This is a genomic window from Thalassolituus sp. UBA2590 (genome assembly GCF_002339775.1).
In the GTDB taxonomy this organism is placed as follows: Bacteria; Pseudomonadota; Gammaproteobacteria; order Pseudomonadales; family Oceanobacteraceae; genus Thalassolituus.
The window spans coordinates 22,646-38,593 of the sequence record NZ_DDKU01000016.1; the positions used below are offsets into that span (position 1 = coordinate 22,646).

Consider the following 15,948-nt stretch of genomic DNA (forward strand, 5'->3'; position numbering starts at 1 on the left):
GTGTCGGACCAGCTATTGCCAGCGCACTTTTAGCGGACGTCCCATACCTCTCCATTCACCTCGCCAGTTGCGCTGTCGAGTGCACTGCTGTCTTCAGTATCCTGTCCAAAGCTGACAACGCTGATCTGACGAGCATTCAGTTCAACTTTGGCAAGGTTCATTCTCAGGTACTGAGTCACGCCATCATCGGTATGTTGAGTATTGAGAATGAGGTAGCCGACGTCGTTGATGGTCCAGGTGAAGCCGAGTGAGACAAAGTCCCCATCATTGATTTCTCCCTGATACAGGCCGTTGCCGTCCTGGGTAAAGCTGAAGGCACCATCACCGAAGAAGAATGACTTTCCGGCCACATCCCCAGAGGTGAACGATACCGCGCTGCAGTCGGTCGCAGCTCTGTCGAAGTCAGCAAAAGAAGAGTCTTCGTTATCAGCGATATCGCAGGCCGTGAGCTCATCCAACAGGGTATAGTCGAATGCTGCTTTAATTTGTTCGCGTGCGTTCCCATTAAATACCCATTGTTTGTCGCTGCGGCCGCCGGCAGGCATCATCTCACCCGCGCGTACGTAGCCATCGACAACTGCAAGTAAGGGCTTCGCTCCGCGGTCGTAATCACTGCGCAGTGCAATATCCGCAGGCAGGTCGATGACCAGCACTTCTTTTGTTTCTACCGTCGACAGGCGCCAGCTCGTTGAGCCAGCAGCGATCAGGCTTTCCGATTCGCCCATGCTGCTGCGTTCGATACGATACAGATTCGCCGTGCCACCAGAAACCAGCTCTACAACGTGCTGATTGTCATCGCCATACAGGTCGATGCCTCCCAGGTCTGCTCGATATTGTGGATTACTTGCGGCTGCTGAGCTGATCAGTTGCGAGAGAGAGGTTGCTGCATCGCCATCTGTTTCATGATTGCCATCGCCTGTGTGGACAAAGACGTTGTTGCACCAGGTATCGGTCGGTGACCAGGTATTACCCTCGATAACCTCTCCATCCCAGCAGTCGCCGACTGACTCTACATTGTCTTTGTACAGCTCATACGTATCCTGACTGCGGGTAAAGGTCAGCAGATAGCCCAGGGCGGTATCGTCGAATGTCACTGCAGGATCAATGACTGCCTGATACTCATGCTCCAGATAGGCACCAATGCGCTTATTTTCCAGGTTGATCTGTTCACCAGAAATAATTTCCTCGGCGAAACTCAGGCCACCGCGCAGAATACGTACGTTATTACCATCGGTTGACACGGATTCGTTATCCTGTGCGAAACAACGCCACTCACCATTGCCGAGCAGACAATCCTGTTGCTGATTTCCCTCGTCAGACATGGCTACCCAACTGTCGCCCTGTGTGTCATAGCCATATTGAGTGATGGAAATAACCCCTTCACCATCAGCCTGGACATTGCCATAGCCGAACATCATTGCGCCTTCTTCTTCAAACGCCTCGAAGAAATTAAGGCCATCTCCATCCGTCAGTAAGCCGGCCAGATTTGCCGCGGTAGCTGCGCGGCGGTCGCGGCGTTCTTCAAGTTGTTCTTCTACTTTGCTTGGGTCCAGACGGGTACTCTGAAGGTCATCGGAGCCTGCCAGGTCATCGGCGTCGAAACCGTCTCCAGCGGTTTCAATCGCTTGCTGAATATCGTCGAGTGCTTCCAGTACCTGTTCTACAATCAGAGCGGTCAGGTCTTCCTGAGACACGCCGGTTTCGTTGACCACTGTATTAACCAGCTCAATGTTCTTCTGCATGACAGCACGAGTGACCTGGGCAACCTTGTGCAGGCGCTGAAACTCCTCTCCACTGGTGCCGTCATCAGAGCCCGCGACATAGTCTTCAGTCGGGTCAAGTTCAGTACCTAGTCTTGCCTGAATACTGGCTTTAGCCTCATCCGGGCTCAGTCCATTTTCTTTAATTTCGTTCTGCACCATTGTCGTCAGCGGGCTGACAAACGCTGAACCAGCGGGTGCGGTCAGGGTATAGGTCTTATCAATGGTTTCACCTGGGTTATCTTCATCGATGGTTTCACCCACGATAATTTCAACCACGATGGGTGAATTCGCGATCTGTTCCTGCGTCACACCTTCGAGGGTATAACCACCACCGGCACTGGTCGTCGTGGTCGGCTCGCCATCGTCGCAGCTCGCATTATTATTTAAGTCGAGGCAAACACGTGCCCCTGCAAGGTAGCCATCGGCGGCTTTACCTTCTAGTGAGACATTTCCACTGCCGTCGCTGTTGTCTGGATCGTCAGAATTACCACTACTGCTGGAGCAGCCACTGGTGATTAAAATCGCTGCAAGCGCAGCACCTGTTGGGATGAGTTGTCTGAACATACGCAAATTCTCGGCTGGGAGGAGGTATGTTCAGTGAAGCAGCCTGTATGGATTTGTGTTGCCGTGGTGACTTGTCTAACACGACAAGAGTTTCGTAACTGGTGGGTGGCTACAAAACAGAACAGTGGGGTAACGCCCCTGCTACGTGTAGCCGGGGCGTGAGAGAAAATTATGTTTGTGTTAATGCCACTTCGGTAGCCAGACTTTATTACTCAGGCCAGTCAGCTCATCGTCCATTATGACGGTCGTTGCGGGCAGCTGTTTATCGCCGACTGCGTATTTTGCCGTAACTGTGTAGTTAATCCGGCGACGCTCGCCGGGCGCCAGCGGTTCCAGCGTCCGCTCCCATATCAATTCTGTGCCGTCTTCAGATACAAAACGAGTGAAGTTATCGCCTGCGCCGCTGAAATCAGTATCGTCGAGTGCATCCCTGAGAATCAGTTCGCTGGTGGCCTGTGAGCCGTGGTTAACTACTTCGATACTGATTTCGACAGGCCCGGTTTCTACTGGGATCGGATATACGGTTTTACGAACCTGAAGGTTCACCGGGCCGGGGTTATAGGTGAATTTGATCGGCTGTAACTGCTGAGAGCGAGCGTAATATTCGTACTGAAACTCTTCCTCTGCTGACTTTTCCATCGCCGGCGGTTCTGAACGGATCATCGGATAAGCGGCTTCAGGAATCTGGATATCTATATCGACCGAGCTGATGGCCGGGGCCGGTGCATTATCTAAAAGTAATGAAAGGTCGACTTCAGCTTTTTGAATCTGGTCGATCTTTCCTGCGTGGCGCGGTGATGTTGGCAATGAGATGGTGGTCGACTCTCCAGCCGCAATAGCGATCTCCTGAGCATCAGCACCCGCAAAACCTATCACCCCGGAATAGCTTTCGTCCGATTCATTCTCGATCAGCAGCTGGAGCGATGTTTCGGGTGACTCGCCATTCTTCAGAATAATATTGCCGGTCAGTTCACTGAGAACGATCACTGGCTCTGGGATCGCGTCTTCTTCAGGTGTTTGCGCTCGCGGCTCAGCATTGGCAAAAACGCTGACCAGCAGGGAGGTCAGAATAAGCGAGGTCAGTCTGGTCATCTTTGACATGGGATTTTCCACAGTTCGGTCTCAGGCATTGTTACCCGCGTGCCCTTTTCAGGCAAGGCGCATAGAATGCCATAAATCCTCAAAGGCACGGCCATGGCAACGTATATCTATCGGAAACCGCACGGAAAAACCTACACATATCAGGATGAAACAGGTGAGACGGTACGTAATGCCAGCCTGAAACGCTGGGTGAAGTCTTTGGCCATTCCTCCAGCCTGGGAAGAGGTTGAGATCAATACCGACAGAAATGCGAAAGTACTGGCGACGGGTCGTGATGCGCAGGGACGTAAGCAATATATCTACAACCCGGATTGGGCAGCCGAAGCGGCGGAGCGTAAGTTTCAGCGAATTCTGCGTTTTGGTGAGCAGCTGGAAACTATGCGGCGCGTAACGGCTCAACATATCAACCAGCGGCCGGTAAACGCGGATGCGGTCCTGGCGGGCATGGTGCGCTTGATGGATGAGGCGTTCTTCAGGCCCGGGAGCCAACGTTACACCGAACAGAATCAGAGTCATGGCCTGACGACGCTGAGAAATCGTCATATGACATCCCACGGCGAGTCCATCGTCTTTGAGTACCAGGGGAAGTCGGGGCAGGAGCAGCGTCGGATCATTGAAGACGAGGCCGTCTGCGATCTTCTGCATGAGCTAGAGGGGATGACGGGCTACGAGTTGTTTGACGTGACCTTACCGGATGGTGAGCGTCAGAAATTTACCTCAACAGACCTGAATGAATACATTGGCCGGATCATGGGTGAAGACTTTACCTCAAAGGACTTCCGCACCTGGGCGGGTACGCTGCTGATGGCCGTCGCGCTTGCTGAGGCAGGCCCTCAGGACGAAGAAAAACTCACCACCTCAGAAGTCGTCCGGGCGGTAAAAAATGTAGCAGAGCGGTTAGGGAATACGCCTGCCATCTGCCGGGAGAGTTATATTCATCCGGCGATTATCAAAGCTTATGAGCAAGGCAGAACGATCCGGAATCTGCGTAAGCAACTCAGTGAGCAGCCGGATGGCTTACTGTCCGCCGATGAGCAGGCAACGTTGGCGTTGCTGACCCGGGATTGATCACTGACGCTCAAGCCAGTTTTTTTCCTCGGCCGCTGTCATCACTCCTGCGGGTTTGCCGGCAGTGGCGGTGACGTAGCCCGGTGTGGACTGATGCTGCTGCCATTGCCACTGGTCAGATTGCAGACAAGCGCTGTATTCAGTCGAATGTTCCGGCGTATGCAGCATAAGATCCCGGCAGATATCGCCTTCAGCCGTCTCGCGGGTAGCCAGGATTTCCATACGCCAATCGTCCCCTTGCTCGACGTAGCCCGATGCCTCTGTGGTAAGTGCCGGTGCGACCGCCAGTTGAGCGGGATGCGCTGGTGACTGCAGACCTGTCTGCCATACAAGTACGGCAGACAGGACGACACTTGCGGCGATGGCTGCAGGCCGCATAACGTTGCGTTGCGGCTGCTGTAGTGAGCGCGTTGGTAGTGGCACGACGTTGTCTTCAGGGTCTGTCCGCTCTGCAGAGTCGCTCCTGATAAGCGCTTCCAGCCCTGCGGGCATTGGGGCTTCATCGACAGGAATGAATGCGGCCCGCGCTATCTCATCGGCAGACTTAAGAGCGTACAGCTCGGCCCGCAGTTCTGGTGAATCAGCCAGAGCCTGGTCTACCGCAAGACGCTCATTCGAAGAGAGCTCACCATCAATATAGGCAGATAAGGTTTCCTCAGAGATTCTGTTCATCGTCATTACCTCAACGTTGACTGGCTTCGGCCAGATGCTTGCGCGCGCGTGCTAAACGACTCATTACCGTACCTGAAGGAACATCCAGAATATCGGCGGCTTCCTGATAGCTGCGACCTTCGACAGCAACGAGATACAACGCCATTCTTAACCCCTCACTTAAGGCGTTGAAGTGAACCTGCATCTGCCCCAGAGCGGCCTGAGTCAAAGCCTGTTGTTCCGGGTTATCGCCTTCATTGGTGACCATCAGGTCGTCAGTAAGCTCATCGCTGTTTTTTTCTGTTCGCATGGTATCGATCCAGTGATTACGGCACAGGCGATACATCCAGCGCTCAAATTCAGTGCCGGGTTGGTATTGCTGCCACCGGCGCAGCGCCTTTTCCACGCTGGACTGCAGCAGATCATCAGCGCTGTGCATGTCCCCGGTCAGCGCATTACAGTAGCGTCGCAGCTTGGGTAGCATGGTCAGCAAGCGCTGACGGAATTCGTGTTCCTGTGCCTTCATATTGTTATTAACGACACTCCCTGCCTTTTATTCCCTATGTGAGGAAATAAATTTTCAATTTCTTCGTTATAGTAAATAGAGAGTAACCAACCGGTGTGTGCTTTGCGACGTATAACCTGCTTAACGCTTTTTATTTATCTGATCCTGTCCATCGGCCTGTGCCATGCCAGCGACGATGATTTCGAAGAGGACCATGAGGATTCTGTCGAAAATCAGTTGGATGAAAGAGACGACGATGACGATTGGGAAGAGGATGACTTTGATGAAGCCGAAGACGAACTCGAGGATCGTCTTGAGGCCAGATTCGGCCATTCCGACGATATTGATGATGATCTTGAAGATCGCCTCGAAGATATGTTCGGTGAGCGCGAAGATCAAGATGATGACTTTGAAGATGAACTGGAGGAGGCCTTCGAGGATCGGTTTGAAGACAATATGGAGCGGCAGGAGCAGCGCCTTCCTGAGCGCTTGGACAGCGTCCATCAACTAGCAGAGCTGGATGAGCGTCTCGATGACCTTGAGGTATTGTCCGTGCCGGATGAGTACATTGAACTTGTTGATGCTGAAGAACTTGAGACACTTCGCAATGCCGGCGTGGATATCCAGTCTGTCGAGGAGCTGGAGAGCCTCGGTCAGCTGCTGGTGACCTTCGGCGACGAAGACCGCCCACCATCTGCTGAATTAAACCACCTGTATACACTGGATGGCCCGGTGGAGAAGGCCGGAAAAGCGGCCAGTGACGGCACCAAAAACAGCGACGGAGGACTTCTGCCTCTCGAAGCCGCATCTTATATGGGGATTGACCGTCCGTCTCCGGTGGCTCTCCGGATAGGCATGATGGATTCTTCGATAGATCAGTTGCACGAGTGCTTTACCGACACTCCTGTTGAGCAACGAATGTTTATCCCGCCGGATAGCCGGCCTGATTATCGTCACGGTACCGCGATTGCCACCGTATTCAGTCGCTCCTGCGGAATCCTTGAGCAGAGTGAGGTTTACAATGCGGTTGTGTTCGGGCGCAGCGCCCGAGGTGCCGTGGTAGCCTCGGCAGCCGATCTGATACGCGGTCTGGACTGGCTCCTTGGAGTCCGGCCAGACGTGATAAATCTCTCGTTGTCCGGGCCTCCGAACCGTATGCTGAGCGCCGCCATTGAGCAGATGTTACTGCGCGGAATTCGCATTGTGGCATCGGTGGGCAATGATGGTGCGGCTGCTTTTCCCCGTTATCCCGCGGCGCAGCCAGGCGTGATTGCAGTCACGGCGGTCGATACAGACATGGCTGTCTACACTCGCGCCGTGCGCGGGCAACATGTGCAGTTTTCTGCCTTAGGGGTAGGTCTTCGTCTGGCGGCACCGGATCAGCGATTTGCGATCAAAGACGGAACATCGGTTGCCTCTGCACTCGCCAGTGCAGTTCTGGCTCAGGGGCACAGTGTTCAGCAGTACGAAGACTCGGCAATTGACCTCGGTGAACCGGGTTTCGATGACACCTTTGGGTTCGGCTTACTCAACATTGACAAAATAATGACCTCGAGCGGGGAATAAATCTCCGGATAGCTCGTTAAACCAGATAACGGAACAACATGGGTGTGCTCGGGTGCAGCCATTGTTCTGAAGACTCAGCTTAACGAGGTAATGTCATGAAAAACAAAATCGTCTTTCCAGCGCTACTGCTTTCATCTTCGGTTCTTCTTGTCGCGTGCGGCAGTGGTGGTTCTTCATCATCTGGCAGCAGTGCTGCAGAGGACCGGACGGTGGTCGGTACCGTCGATGGTTTCGGCAGTGTCATTGTTGACGGCGTTCACTATGAAAGCAGTAATACCGAATTTGAAATAAACGACCGCTCCGGTGTCGAAAGCGAACTGCGCGTTGGCCAGCGGGTTATTGTTGAGGGTTCTGACGATGGCAGTGAAGGTGTTGCCAGCCGCATCAGCTATGAGGCCGATATCCGTGGTCCGGTAGAGTCCATCGACCTGGCAGCCGGCACCCTGGTGGTTCTTGGTCAGACAATTACCACAGACGCTATGACCGTCTTCAGTGGCACAAGCCTCGATACCATGGCGGTTGGTCAATACATTGAAGTCAGTGGTTCACGCAGCGGCGATGGCAGTGTGCTGGCGTCGTTTATTGAGCTGGAGGACAGCACTGAAATTGAGTTGCGCGGAAATATCAGTGGGCTTGATGATACGGCCATGACATTCGCCATTGGCGGCCTGACCATCGATTACAGCAGCGTTGCGACGCTTGAACTTGATGATGCCGCCCTGGCGAACGGCATGCTTGTTGAGGTAGAAGGTGAACTGGAGGCCGGCGTTCTCGTCGCCAGCAAGGTCGAGCAGGAAGACATGCACCATGATCATGACGGCGAAATTAAAGTATACGGTGCTGTCTCGGATCTCGATGCCGCGGCCGGAACCATGACGGTGAATGGCACCAGCGTTGTGTTTAACTCGTCAACCCGCTTCGACGATGGTTCGGTCTCCGATCTGGCGCTGAATGCTAAAGTGAAAGTAGAAGGTTCATTTAATGCGGATGGTGCACTGGTCGCCGCTGAAATTGACTTCGAGGCTGCTGTAAAGCTTGAGCTGGAAGGACCAGTTACGGCAGTGGGCGATGGTACGATTTCGGTGATGGGTGTTGAGGCTGTCGTGAATACCTCGACAAGGGTCAGGGATGAACGTGACGAAGAGTATTACTTCAACCTCAGCTCAGTCGCTGTGGGTGATTACGTTGAAGTCCTCCTGACCATAGAAGCCGATGGCACATACCGCGCCCTGAAGCTTGAGCGCGAAGAGGATGATACAGAGGTGAAAATCACCGCGCCCGTGACTGCCGTTGATGTAGCTGCTGGGACTGTCACCATGCTCGGAATTACGGTGGATATGTCGTCACTGAGTCAGATTGACCTGGCATCTCTGCAGACCGGCACCTACTTTGAAGTGGAGGGTATCTACGACGGAAGCGTCATCGTTGCCAGCGAGGCTGGGGAAGATCATGAATACGACGATCACGAGGATGATCATGACGACGACTGATATGAGAGGTCGCTTCTGAGGTGAAAAGTACAGTCATCCGCCACAACATAAAGACAGTCGCATCAGTGGCTGTCTTTTTCTGCGTTCTGGCCTTGGTTCAGGGTGGTGATGCCATGGCCTCTCCGGAGTTCGGAGCCTCCGCGCAGGCGGAATATGACAGCAATATCCTGCCCGAAGCCGATACCACCACGCAGAATTCGGGTGACTGGGCATGGGGTGCGGGCGCCTATATCGGCTGGGATTCTGATTCTAGCAGTCCCGTCGATTGGCAGGCTCGCTATGATTACAGCGCCACCCGGTGGCAGCAGGCGGTTGAGTTCGATACCGATTTGCACACTGGGTTCATCAGAGTAGGCGTGAATCGCGGAGATTATACGTCGGACATGGTTGTGTTGATGGCCCGTGCAGACCTTCAGGGAAAGCCATTTATGCAGATTCGTCGTTTAAGTCCGGCTCTGGGGTATTTCTTCACCCGGAAGTTCTATGTGCGCGCACAACTGGATATCGGGGACAAGCGTTTTATGCTTTATCCTGAGCGCGATGCAAAACAGCTCGGTGCTCGAGCAAACCTATACTGGCTGTTAAGCAGGACACGAAATTATCTGTCGCTGCGCACAATTTACCGCAACGAGGACACAACCGTCGCACCATTTGGGTATGAGTCGTTCAATACGCGCCTCCGCTGGAAGTATCGACCCAACGATATCGCTTATCGCCTGCAGGGTAGTTGGGAGGTACGCGAGTATGAATCTGTCTGGCAGGATATCGGTGAGCGCCGGCAGGATAACCGTTTTCGGGTTGAGGCCGGCGTTGACTGGCCTCTCGGCAAGGGCTTCTCATTGCACGGTCAAGTGGGGCGGGATTTGTACCGATCAAATCTGGTCATCGCTGATTACCAGCAGTACCGGTTCAACACAGAGTTGAGCTGGGAATTCTAAGCGGCCAGAATTTCGCTGGTCACTCCACTGTGACAGATTTCGCCAGGTTCCGCGGCTGGTCGACGTCGGTGCCCTTGATAACAGCCACATGGTAGCTTAAGAGCTGCAGCGGTAATGTATAGAGGACAGGGGCGATAATGTCATCGCAATGCGGCACGCTCATGACCTTCATATTGCTCTCGGGCCTGATGCTGAGTTTCTCATCGGCGAAAACAAAAAGCTCACCACCGCGGGCACGAACTTCTTCAATGTTCGACTTCAGCTTTTCGATCAGCTCGTTGTTGGGTGCCACAACAATGATGGGCATTTCTGAATCAATCAGTGCCAGAGGGCCATGCTTAAGCTCGCCGGCCGCATAAGCTTCGGCGTGGATATAACTGATTTCTTTCAGTTTTAGCGCACCTTCCATTGCAATCGGATATTGGTCGCCGCGACCAAGAAATAGGGCGTGATGCTTTTCTGCGAAATGCTCGGCGAGATCTTTAATAGCGCCGTCCATACCGATGGCTTTTTCAATCAGCGCTGGCAGCTTCAGCAGGGCTTCGGCGATACGGCTCTCACTTTCCTTGCTCATGCCGTTGGCGCGTCCGAGACCCGCGGTCAGAAGCATCAGGGCGGTCAACTGGGTGGTGAAGGCTTTGGTCGAGGCTACACCTATTTCTGCGCCTGCCCGGGTAAGCAGAGCCATATCAGACTCGCGGACCAGGGAGGAACCGGGCACATTACAGATGGTAATCGTGCGGTCATAGCCGGTTTCTTTTGCGAGTCGCAGCGCGGCCAGAGTATCGGCTGTTTCACCGCTTTGTGAGATGGTAACCAACAGGCTGTTAGGGCGCACAACCGATTTCCGGTAGCGGAATTCTGAGGCAATTTCGACGTTACAGGCGATGCCTGCCAGTTCTTCGATCCAGTAGCGGGCAGTCATACCAGCGTGGTAGCTGGTGCCACAGGCAATAATCTGAACCTGATCAATATTGCTCAGGTCACCGAGGGACTCGAGGTTGAGCTTCCCGCCGACTAAGCGGCCTTCCAGAGTATTCGCGATCGCAACTGGCTGTTCGTAAATTTCCTTCATCATGTGATGGCGGAATTCACCTTTGTCGCCCGCATCGTGCTCTACGTCGGACTCATGAGCTTCGCGGGTTGCAGGTTCGTTACCTGCATCAAAAATGCGGATTTCTGTACGGGTAATTTCTGCAACATCACCTTCTTCCAGATAGGAGAACTTACGGGTAACCGGAAGCAGGGCCAACTGATCCGAGGCAATGAAGTTTTCGCCAATGCCGTGTCCTACCACCAGTGGCGAACCTGAACGGGCAACCACCATACGCTCAGGGTCTGTGCGGTTAATTACCACCATGCCGTAAGCGCCTTCGAGCAGTGATCGGGCCGCCATGACCGCATTCAGCAGGCTGGTTGAGTCGCGCAGTTCACGCTCGACGAGGTGAGCGATGACTTCGGTGTCTGTCTGGGAGGTAAAGGTGTAACCCTGATCCTGAAGCTCTTCACGCAGCTTTTCGTGATTCTCAATGATGCCGTTGTGAACAACGGCGATATCACCGGATACATGGGGGTGGGCGTTATCTTCGGAAGGTTCTCCGTGAGTGGCCCAGCGGGTATGGGCGATTCCCGTACCGCCGGGCGTCGGCGACTCGGCGATGGCATCTGCCAGAGTTTTTACTTTTCCCATGCGGCGGACGCGCCGGAGATTCTGGGAATCATTGATGACAGCAACACCTGCTGAGTCGTACCCGCGGTACTCAAGGCGACGTAAACCTTCTAGCAGAACTTCAACAATATCGCGTTGTGCGACGGCACCAACGATTCCACACATGACACTTAAACCTTCCAGAATTCCAGCGGCGAACTATATCTGATGCCTGCTGGGCTGGCAAAGTTGCACCTTCATTATGGCTTTTGCTTTCAGGCGATCACCGCGCGGTTGCGGCCCGACTTTTTGGCCTGATAGAGGGCTTTATCTGCTCGCTCGAAGACCATTTCAGTGGACTCCAGCGCTCGAAACTCACTGATGCCAAATGACATGGTTATGGACACACGTTCACCACGGAAATTAAATGGGCAGGCTTCGATGCTGGCCCGTAGCTTTTCTGCGACCCCGGCCGCGGCATCTGCCGGAGTACCGGGCAGCAGAATGACAAACTCCTCACCGCCATAGCGTGCGATAAAGTCCGTCTCCCGCAGGTTCTTCTTGAGCGTGCTGGCGATCAGTTGCAGTACCTTGTCTCCAGCGATGTGGCCGTAGTTGTCATTAATCTGTTTGAAGTGGTCAACATCACAGATAATGAATGACAACGACCTGCCACCGCGGCTGCGTTTCATCAGTTCTTCGCCAAGTTGCACTTCATAAGCAGCACGGTTTGGTAAGCCTGTAAGGTGATCCAGCGTCGCACGTTTCTTCTGGTCTTCAATAATCTGGCGTGCCTGAGACGCTTCTGCCTCCATCTCTGTAAGCCGGTTCTGCAGGACTTCAAGCTGCTCTGCCAGTCTCGCTTCACGCTGTGACTCGACTTCCTGATAGTGCTCCATCGCCCGGACGATGTTGGTCAGATGCCCTCTTACGCTGGAGCCCAGCTCACCAATATCACCGAGACCGTTTACCACGCCGCGGATGTCATCAATCTGATCCCTGACCATGGTTTCGAGGTTTGTGCGGGCATCTTCACGGTCAGTCTGCCCAGAATTGGCGTCTGATACCATGGTCTGAATAGCTTGCAGGCGCTGATCCAGGCTATGAAGAAATCGCTCGAATTCCTCTTGCCCGGAGCCAAGGCAGTCGAGCAGGAACTGGGAGGTATCTTCCAGTAGGCTGACAAATTCATACCAGTGCAAACCGTCATCAAGGCGTTTCTGTAGCTCGTCAGAGCGTTGGCGCAGTCGCTCTGGTACGACCAGCCGTGATATCAGCCCATTCAGTGCGCTGGCGACTTCTCGTGCAATCGTCGAGAAGCCGGGTTCTGCTGGCTCGTCACTGCCGCTGGTATCATCGGCAGTGATGGCTGCTTCAGGAAGCTCGGACTGTTCAGCGGCTTCTGTGGAAGTCTTCTCTTTTGAAAAGACCTTTTTCCACCAAGGGCCCTTGCCGGTATCGCCCGAATTCTCGTCGAGGGTTACCAGCGTCGACAGGACGCCGGCCCACCCCTCAAGCTGGTGGGAGTAGCCTTGCCAGTCATTGAGAGCATCTGGTGCAGCTTTGCGCAAAGCACGCACTTCGCTTACTAACGTCTTGGGTATCTGGCAGTGGCACAGCTTTTCAGCCATCAGGCTGATTTTCTCAGCGAGTGCGGCTGAATGTTCTGCCTGACTCAGATCGTATTCTTTTATCTGGCCATTGAGCAGATTCATCGTTTTGTTCAGGTCGCTGGTTGAGCCCCGCATAGACTCGCGAAGATCTGCCAGAGTCCGGTCGAGCGGGTCTGACTGGCCTTCAGCCAACAGGGATACCAGCACTAGCCCACGCCGCAACTGCTCGTTGCGTGTGCCTACCTGGAGCTTAAGCTTGTCGTATTTTTCATTGAGGGTGAGGTACTTATCCCTCCACTGAAGATCGGAGGGTCCCTGCTTTGTTACCGCCATGTTACTTCCCGAAGACGATTCTCAGATGATTGTGTTCTGAGTATAGTCGCGATTGGACAGTCCGCTGGGTAGATCCAGACTTTTATAGCTCTATTTCTGCGGCTACCGGGAGGTGATCTGACTGCGGGTGGTCAATAACCGCAATGCGGTGCAATGGGATGCTATCGCTGACAAGAATATGGTCAATCCCGCGCGCGGGTTGCCAGCTGGGGTAGGTCGGGAGTTCATCGGCAACAGGGTGCAGGTTCAGTCCTTTCAGTGGGCTTTGCTGAAGGAGCCATTCGCTTTCCTGATTCAGGTCTCCCATGATGACGACTTTGCGCGCATCAGCGAGCACATCAACCAGGTAGCGGATCTGACTGAACTGCGTTTGCTTGCGCAAAGCCAGGTGAGTAACTGCGACTACCAGCGGGTCTTCAGGGTCACCGTAACGCAGAATCATCATGCCTCGGCCCGGTAAGCCAGGGAGAGGGTGGCGCTCAATACTGAAAGCACGGTTGCGGCAGAGTACGCCATTAGAGTGCTGGGCGAACCGCCCAAGATTACGGTTCACCTGGTGATGCCAGTGATCGAACCCCGCGAGTTCTGCGATGCACTGAATCTGATTTTTCCGGCCACTGCGCCAGCTGCCCCCGTCGGCTTCCTGTAACGCAACCAGATCAAAGGGCCTCACCAGATCGGCGATGTTATCTAACGCTGATTCCCGCGCCTGAAAAGGAAGAAAGTGTTGCCAGCTGCGCAGGAGGTAGTGATGGTATCCGCCAGTGCGGATACCGACCTGCATATTGAAGGTGAGTAGTCTCAGACGTTCGGGGGAGCAGGGAAGCTTAGTGAACGCCCTTAGAGAGGTGAGCTCAGGCACGGCCGCTTAGCGGTTGCGTTCCTGTTCGATCAGATAGTCGACAACTTTAACCATATCTTCCTGACTACCGGCACTGCTGGCATCGACGATGTACTGACCGTTAACAATCAGAGTAGGCACGCCGCTGATTTCGAATGCGCGAACACGCTTATCGCCACGGGTCATTTTTGAGCGCACGGCGAATGACTCGTAAGCCTTATCGAAGTCTTCCGCAGAAACATCCGCTTTCGTCATCAGAAAGTCGCGTTGCTCTTCTTTGGTCAGAAGGCGTACTTTCTGAAGGTGGATGGCATTGAAGATATCGCTGTGCACCTGATCAAGCACACCCAGGGCATCAGCTGTGTAATACAGTTGAGCGTGAACCACCCAGGCACGGCCAAACATAGCCGGGACACGTGAGAAGGTCACGTCTTTCGCCAGAGTCTTTTTCCACGGAACAATGACTGATTCCAGGCTGAAACAGTGTGAACAGCCATACCAGAAGGCTTCTTCGACGTGAATCTGTCCGTCTTGCATTACGGCGACTGGGTTTTCCAGTACGCGATAGTGCTTACCAGCTTCATAATCTGCCGCCGATGCGACAGATGCAACTGTTACTAAGGCTGCTGCCATCCATTTCTTGAAAGAAGAAAGCATCATCGCTCCCGTTTAATTATGTTAGATAGTATTTATTCTGCCCAGAAAGGCCGCGTGCGACCAGACCGGCTGTGCAAAGCTCTGTCAATCCGAATTGCACAGCAGGAAACGCAGGCATAAAAAAAGGTGGCCGAGGCCACCTTCTTCTCAGTGCTGCTTAACGCAGACCCTGGATGTAAGAAGAAACCGCTTCGATTTCTTTCGCATGCAGGCGGTATGCGATGTCACGCATCATCTTGCTGTCACCATCGTTGGTGCGCTCGCCGTTGCTGAACGCGGTCAACTGCATAGAGGTGTAAACATCATGCTGGCCAGCAAGGCGTGGGAAGCCAGCCGCTTCAACACCTTTACCTGCAGGGCCGTGGCATGCCAGACATGCTGGGACGTTTTTCTCTTCGATGCCGGCGCGGTAGATGCGCTCACCCAGTTCGGCAAGCTCTTCTTTAGCTCCACCAGCTGTTGGTACTTGCTCAGCGAAGTAAGCCGCCAGATCAGCAATGTCTTCATCCGACAGGCCTGTTACGAAAGGCATCATTGCTGGAGCCTGACGATTACCGTCACGGATGTCAGTGATCTGTTTGATCAGGTAACGCTCTCCCTGGCCAGCGATTTTAGGGAAGGTCGGCGCCATGCTGTTACCGTCGGCACCATGACAGGCGGCACAGGTAGCAGATTTCGCTTTACCAGCTTCGGCATCACCCGCGTGGGCGACGGTTACGAGGCCGGCAGACAGAATGAGGCTAATCAACAGGTTTTTCATCATCAGGTCCAGTTTCAGATATAGTTCTTAGTTACTTGTACGGTTATTTCGGCGTTGACATGTATTCAATCAAAGCCTTGTACTGATCAGCAGTACAGTCCATGCAAAGACCTCGTGGAGGCATCGCATTCAGGCCGTTTGTCACGCTCTGTACAAGAGTGTCCATGCCTTTCTCAAGGCGCGGCGCCCATGCTTCAGCGTCGAACGCTTTAGGTGCACCAGCCACTGCCATCATATGACAGGCTGCACAGGCCTGAGTGTATTTGGATTCAACATCAAACGCCTGTACGTTGGCGCTCAAAGTGGCGGTCAGGGCCGCGAGTAGTGTCAGTTTTTTCATGGTCTGATCTCTCTCTTTAGTTATAGCCACAGGTTTCCGACAAACACACCACTTCAGAATTATCCCTCTATGATAGAATAGGATCTGCGCTGAAGGGCGCTCATTATATA

At 53.7% G+C, this 15,948-nt stretch carries 14 protein-coding genes; 4 read left to right on the top strand and 10 right to left on the bottom strand.

The annotated features are described in order from the left end of the window. Window positions 1–29: 29 nt before the first annotated feature. Window positions 30–2,327, bottom strand: coding sequence for a hypothetical protein (locus tag B2067_RS01320; protein ID WP_301377830.1), 2,298 nt, complete (start codon window positions 2,325–2,327; stop codon window positions 30–32). A 180-nt stretch (window positions 2,328–2,507) separates the two neighbouring features. Then, entirely contained in the window at window positions 2,508–3,428 is a 921-nt protein-coding gene (locus tag B2067_RS01325; protein ID WP_297533698.1) for a hypothetical protein, read from the bottom strand. A 93-nt stretch (window positions 3,429–3,521) separates the two neighbouring features. Between B2067_RS01325 and B2067_RS01330 the strand changes: the two genes are divergently transcribed. Beyond that, the gene (locus B2067_RS01330) at window positions 3,522–4,496 is read left to right on the top strand and encodes a DNA topoisomerase IB (RefSeq protein ID WP_297533699.1); all 975 of its coding nucleotides are present in this window, start codon (window positions 3,522–3,524) and stop codon (window positions 4,494–4,496) included. Here the strand turns inward: B2067_RS01330 and B2067_RS01335 are convergent, their stop codons facing one another. Both B2067_RS01335 and B2067_RS01340 read right to left on the bottom strand, forming a co-directional pair. Beyond that, window positions 4,497–5,168, bottom strand: a complete 672-nt coding sequence (locus tag B2067_RS01335; protein WP_301387239.1) for a zf-HC2 domain-containing protein — start codon at window positions 5,166–5,168, stop codon at window positions 4,497–4,499. Between the two features lie 10 nt (window positions 5,169–5,178). Then, a complete protein-coding gene (locus B2067_RS01340; RefSeq protein ID WP_297533701.1) occupies window positions 5,179–5,673 on the bottom strand; it encodes an RNA polymerase sigma factor in 495 nt (164 codons plus the stop codon). Between the two features lie 102 nt (window positions 5,674–5,775). On the opposite strand from B2067_RS01340, the gene B2067_RS01345 reads away from it, so the two are divergent. The 3 genes from B2067_RS01345 to B2067_RS01355 all read left to right on the top strand — a co-directional run bounded on the left by B2067_RS01345 (window position 5,776) and on the right by B2067_RS01355 (window position 9,646). Further along, window positions 5,776–7,218 carry a S8 family serine peptidase gene (locus B2067_RS01345; protein WP_301387240.1) on the top strand — a complete coding sequence of 481 codons (1,443 nt, stop codon included), beginning with the start codon at window positions 5,776–5,778 and terminating at the stop codon, window positions 7,216–7,218. Window positions 7,219–7,313: 95 nt separating this feature from the next. Further along, window positions 7,314–8,708 (top strand): DUF5666 domain-containing protein, encoded by a 1,395-nt coding sequence (locus tag B2067_RS01350; RefSeq protein ID WP_301377834.1) that lies wholly within the window; start codon window positions 7,314–7,316, stop codon window positions 8,706–8,708. A gap of 65 nt (window positions 8,709–8,773) precedes the next feature. Continuing rightward, window positions 8,774–9,646, top strand: coding sequence for a hypothetical protein (locus B2067_RS01355; RefSeq protein ID WP_301377835.1), 873 nt, complete (start codon window positions 8,774–8,776; stop codon window positions 9,644–9,646). A gap of 19 nt (window positions 9,647–9,665) precedes the next feature. Here B2067_RS01355 and glmS read toward each other — a convergent pair whose 3' ends face one another. From glmS to B2067_RS01385, 6 genes are all read right to left on the bottom strand, one after another. After that, window positions 9,666–11,480: a glutamine--fructose-6-phosphate transaminase (isomerizing) gene (gene glmS / locus B2067_RS01360; RefSeq protein WP_068439604.1), complete on the bottom strand. Its 1,815-nt coding sequence runs from the start codon at window positions 11,478–11,480 to the stop codon at window positions 9,666–9,668. Window positions 11,481–11,569: 89 nt separating this feature from the next. Continuing rightward, entirely contained in the window at window positions 11,570–13,240 is a 1,671-nt protein-coding gene (locus B2067_RS01365; protein WP_301387241.1) for a GGDEF domain-containing protein, read from the bottom strand. 82 nt (window positions 13,241–13,322) lie between these two features. Next, a complete protein-coding gene (locus B2067_RS01370) occupies window positions 13,323–14,102 on the bottom strand; it encodes an endonuclease/exonuclease/phosphatase family protein (RefSeq protein ID WP_301387242.1) in 780 nt (259 codons plus the stop codon). A 6-nt stretch (window positions 14,103–14,108) separates the two neighbouring features. Next, window positions 14,109–14,738 (bottom strand): thiol:disulfide interchange protein DsbA/DsbL, encoded by a 630-nt coding sequence (locus B2067_RS01375; protein WP_301387243.1) that lies wholly within the window; start codon window positions 14,736–14,738, stop codon window positions 14,109–14,111. A gap of 157 nt (window positions 14,739–14,895) precedes the next feature. Beyond that, entirely contained in the window at window positions 14,896–15,498 is a 603-nt protein-coding gene (locus B2067_RS01380; protein WP_301387244.1) for a c-type cytochrome, read from the bottom strand. A 43-nt stretch (window positions 15,499–15,541) separates the two neighbouring features. Further along, complete coding sequence (locus tag B2067_RS01385) at window positions 15,542–15,838, bottom strand: c-type cytochrome (protein ID WP_273088492.1); 297 nt, start codon at window positions 15,836–15,838, stop codon at window positions 15,542–15,544. Window positions 15,839–15,948 lie beyond the last annotated feature (110 nt).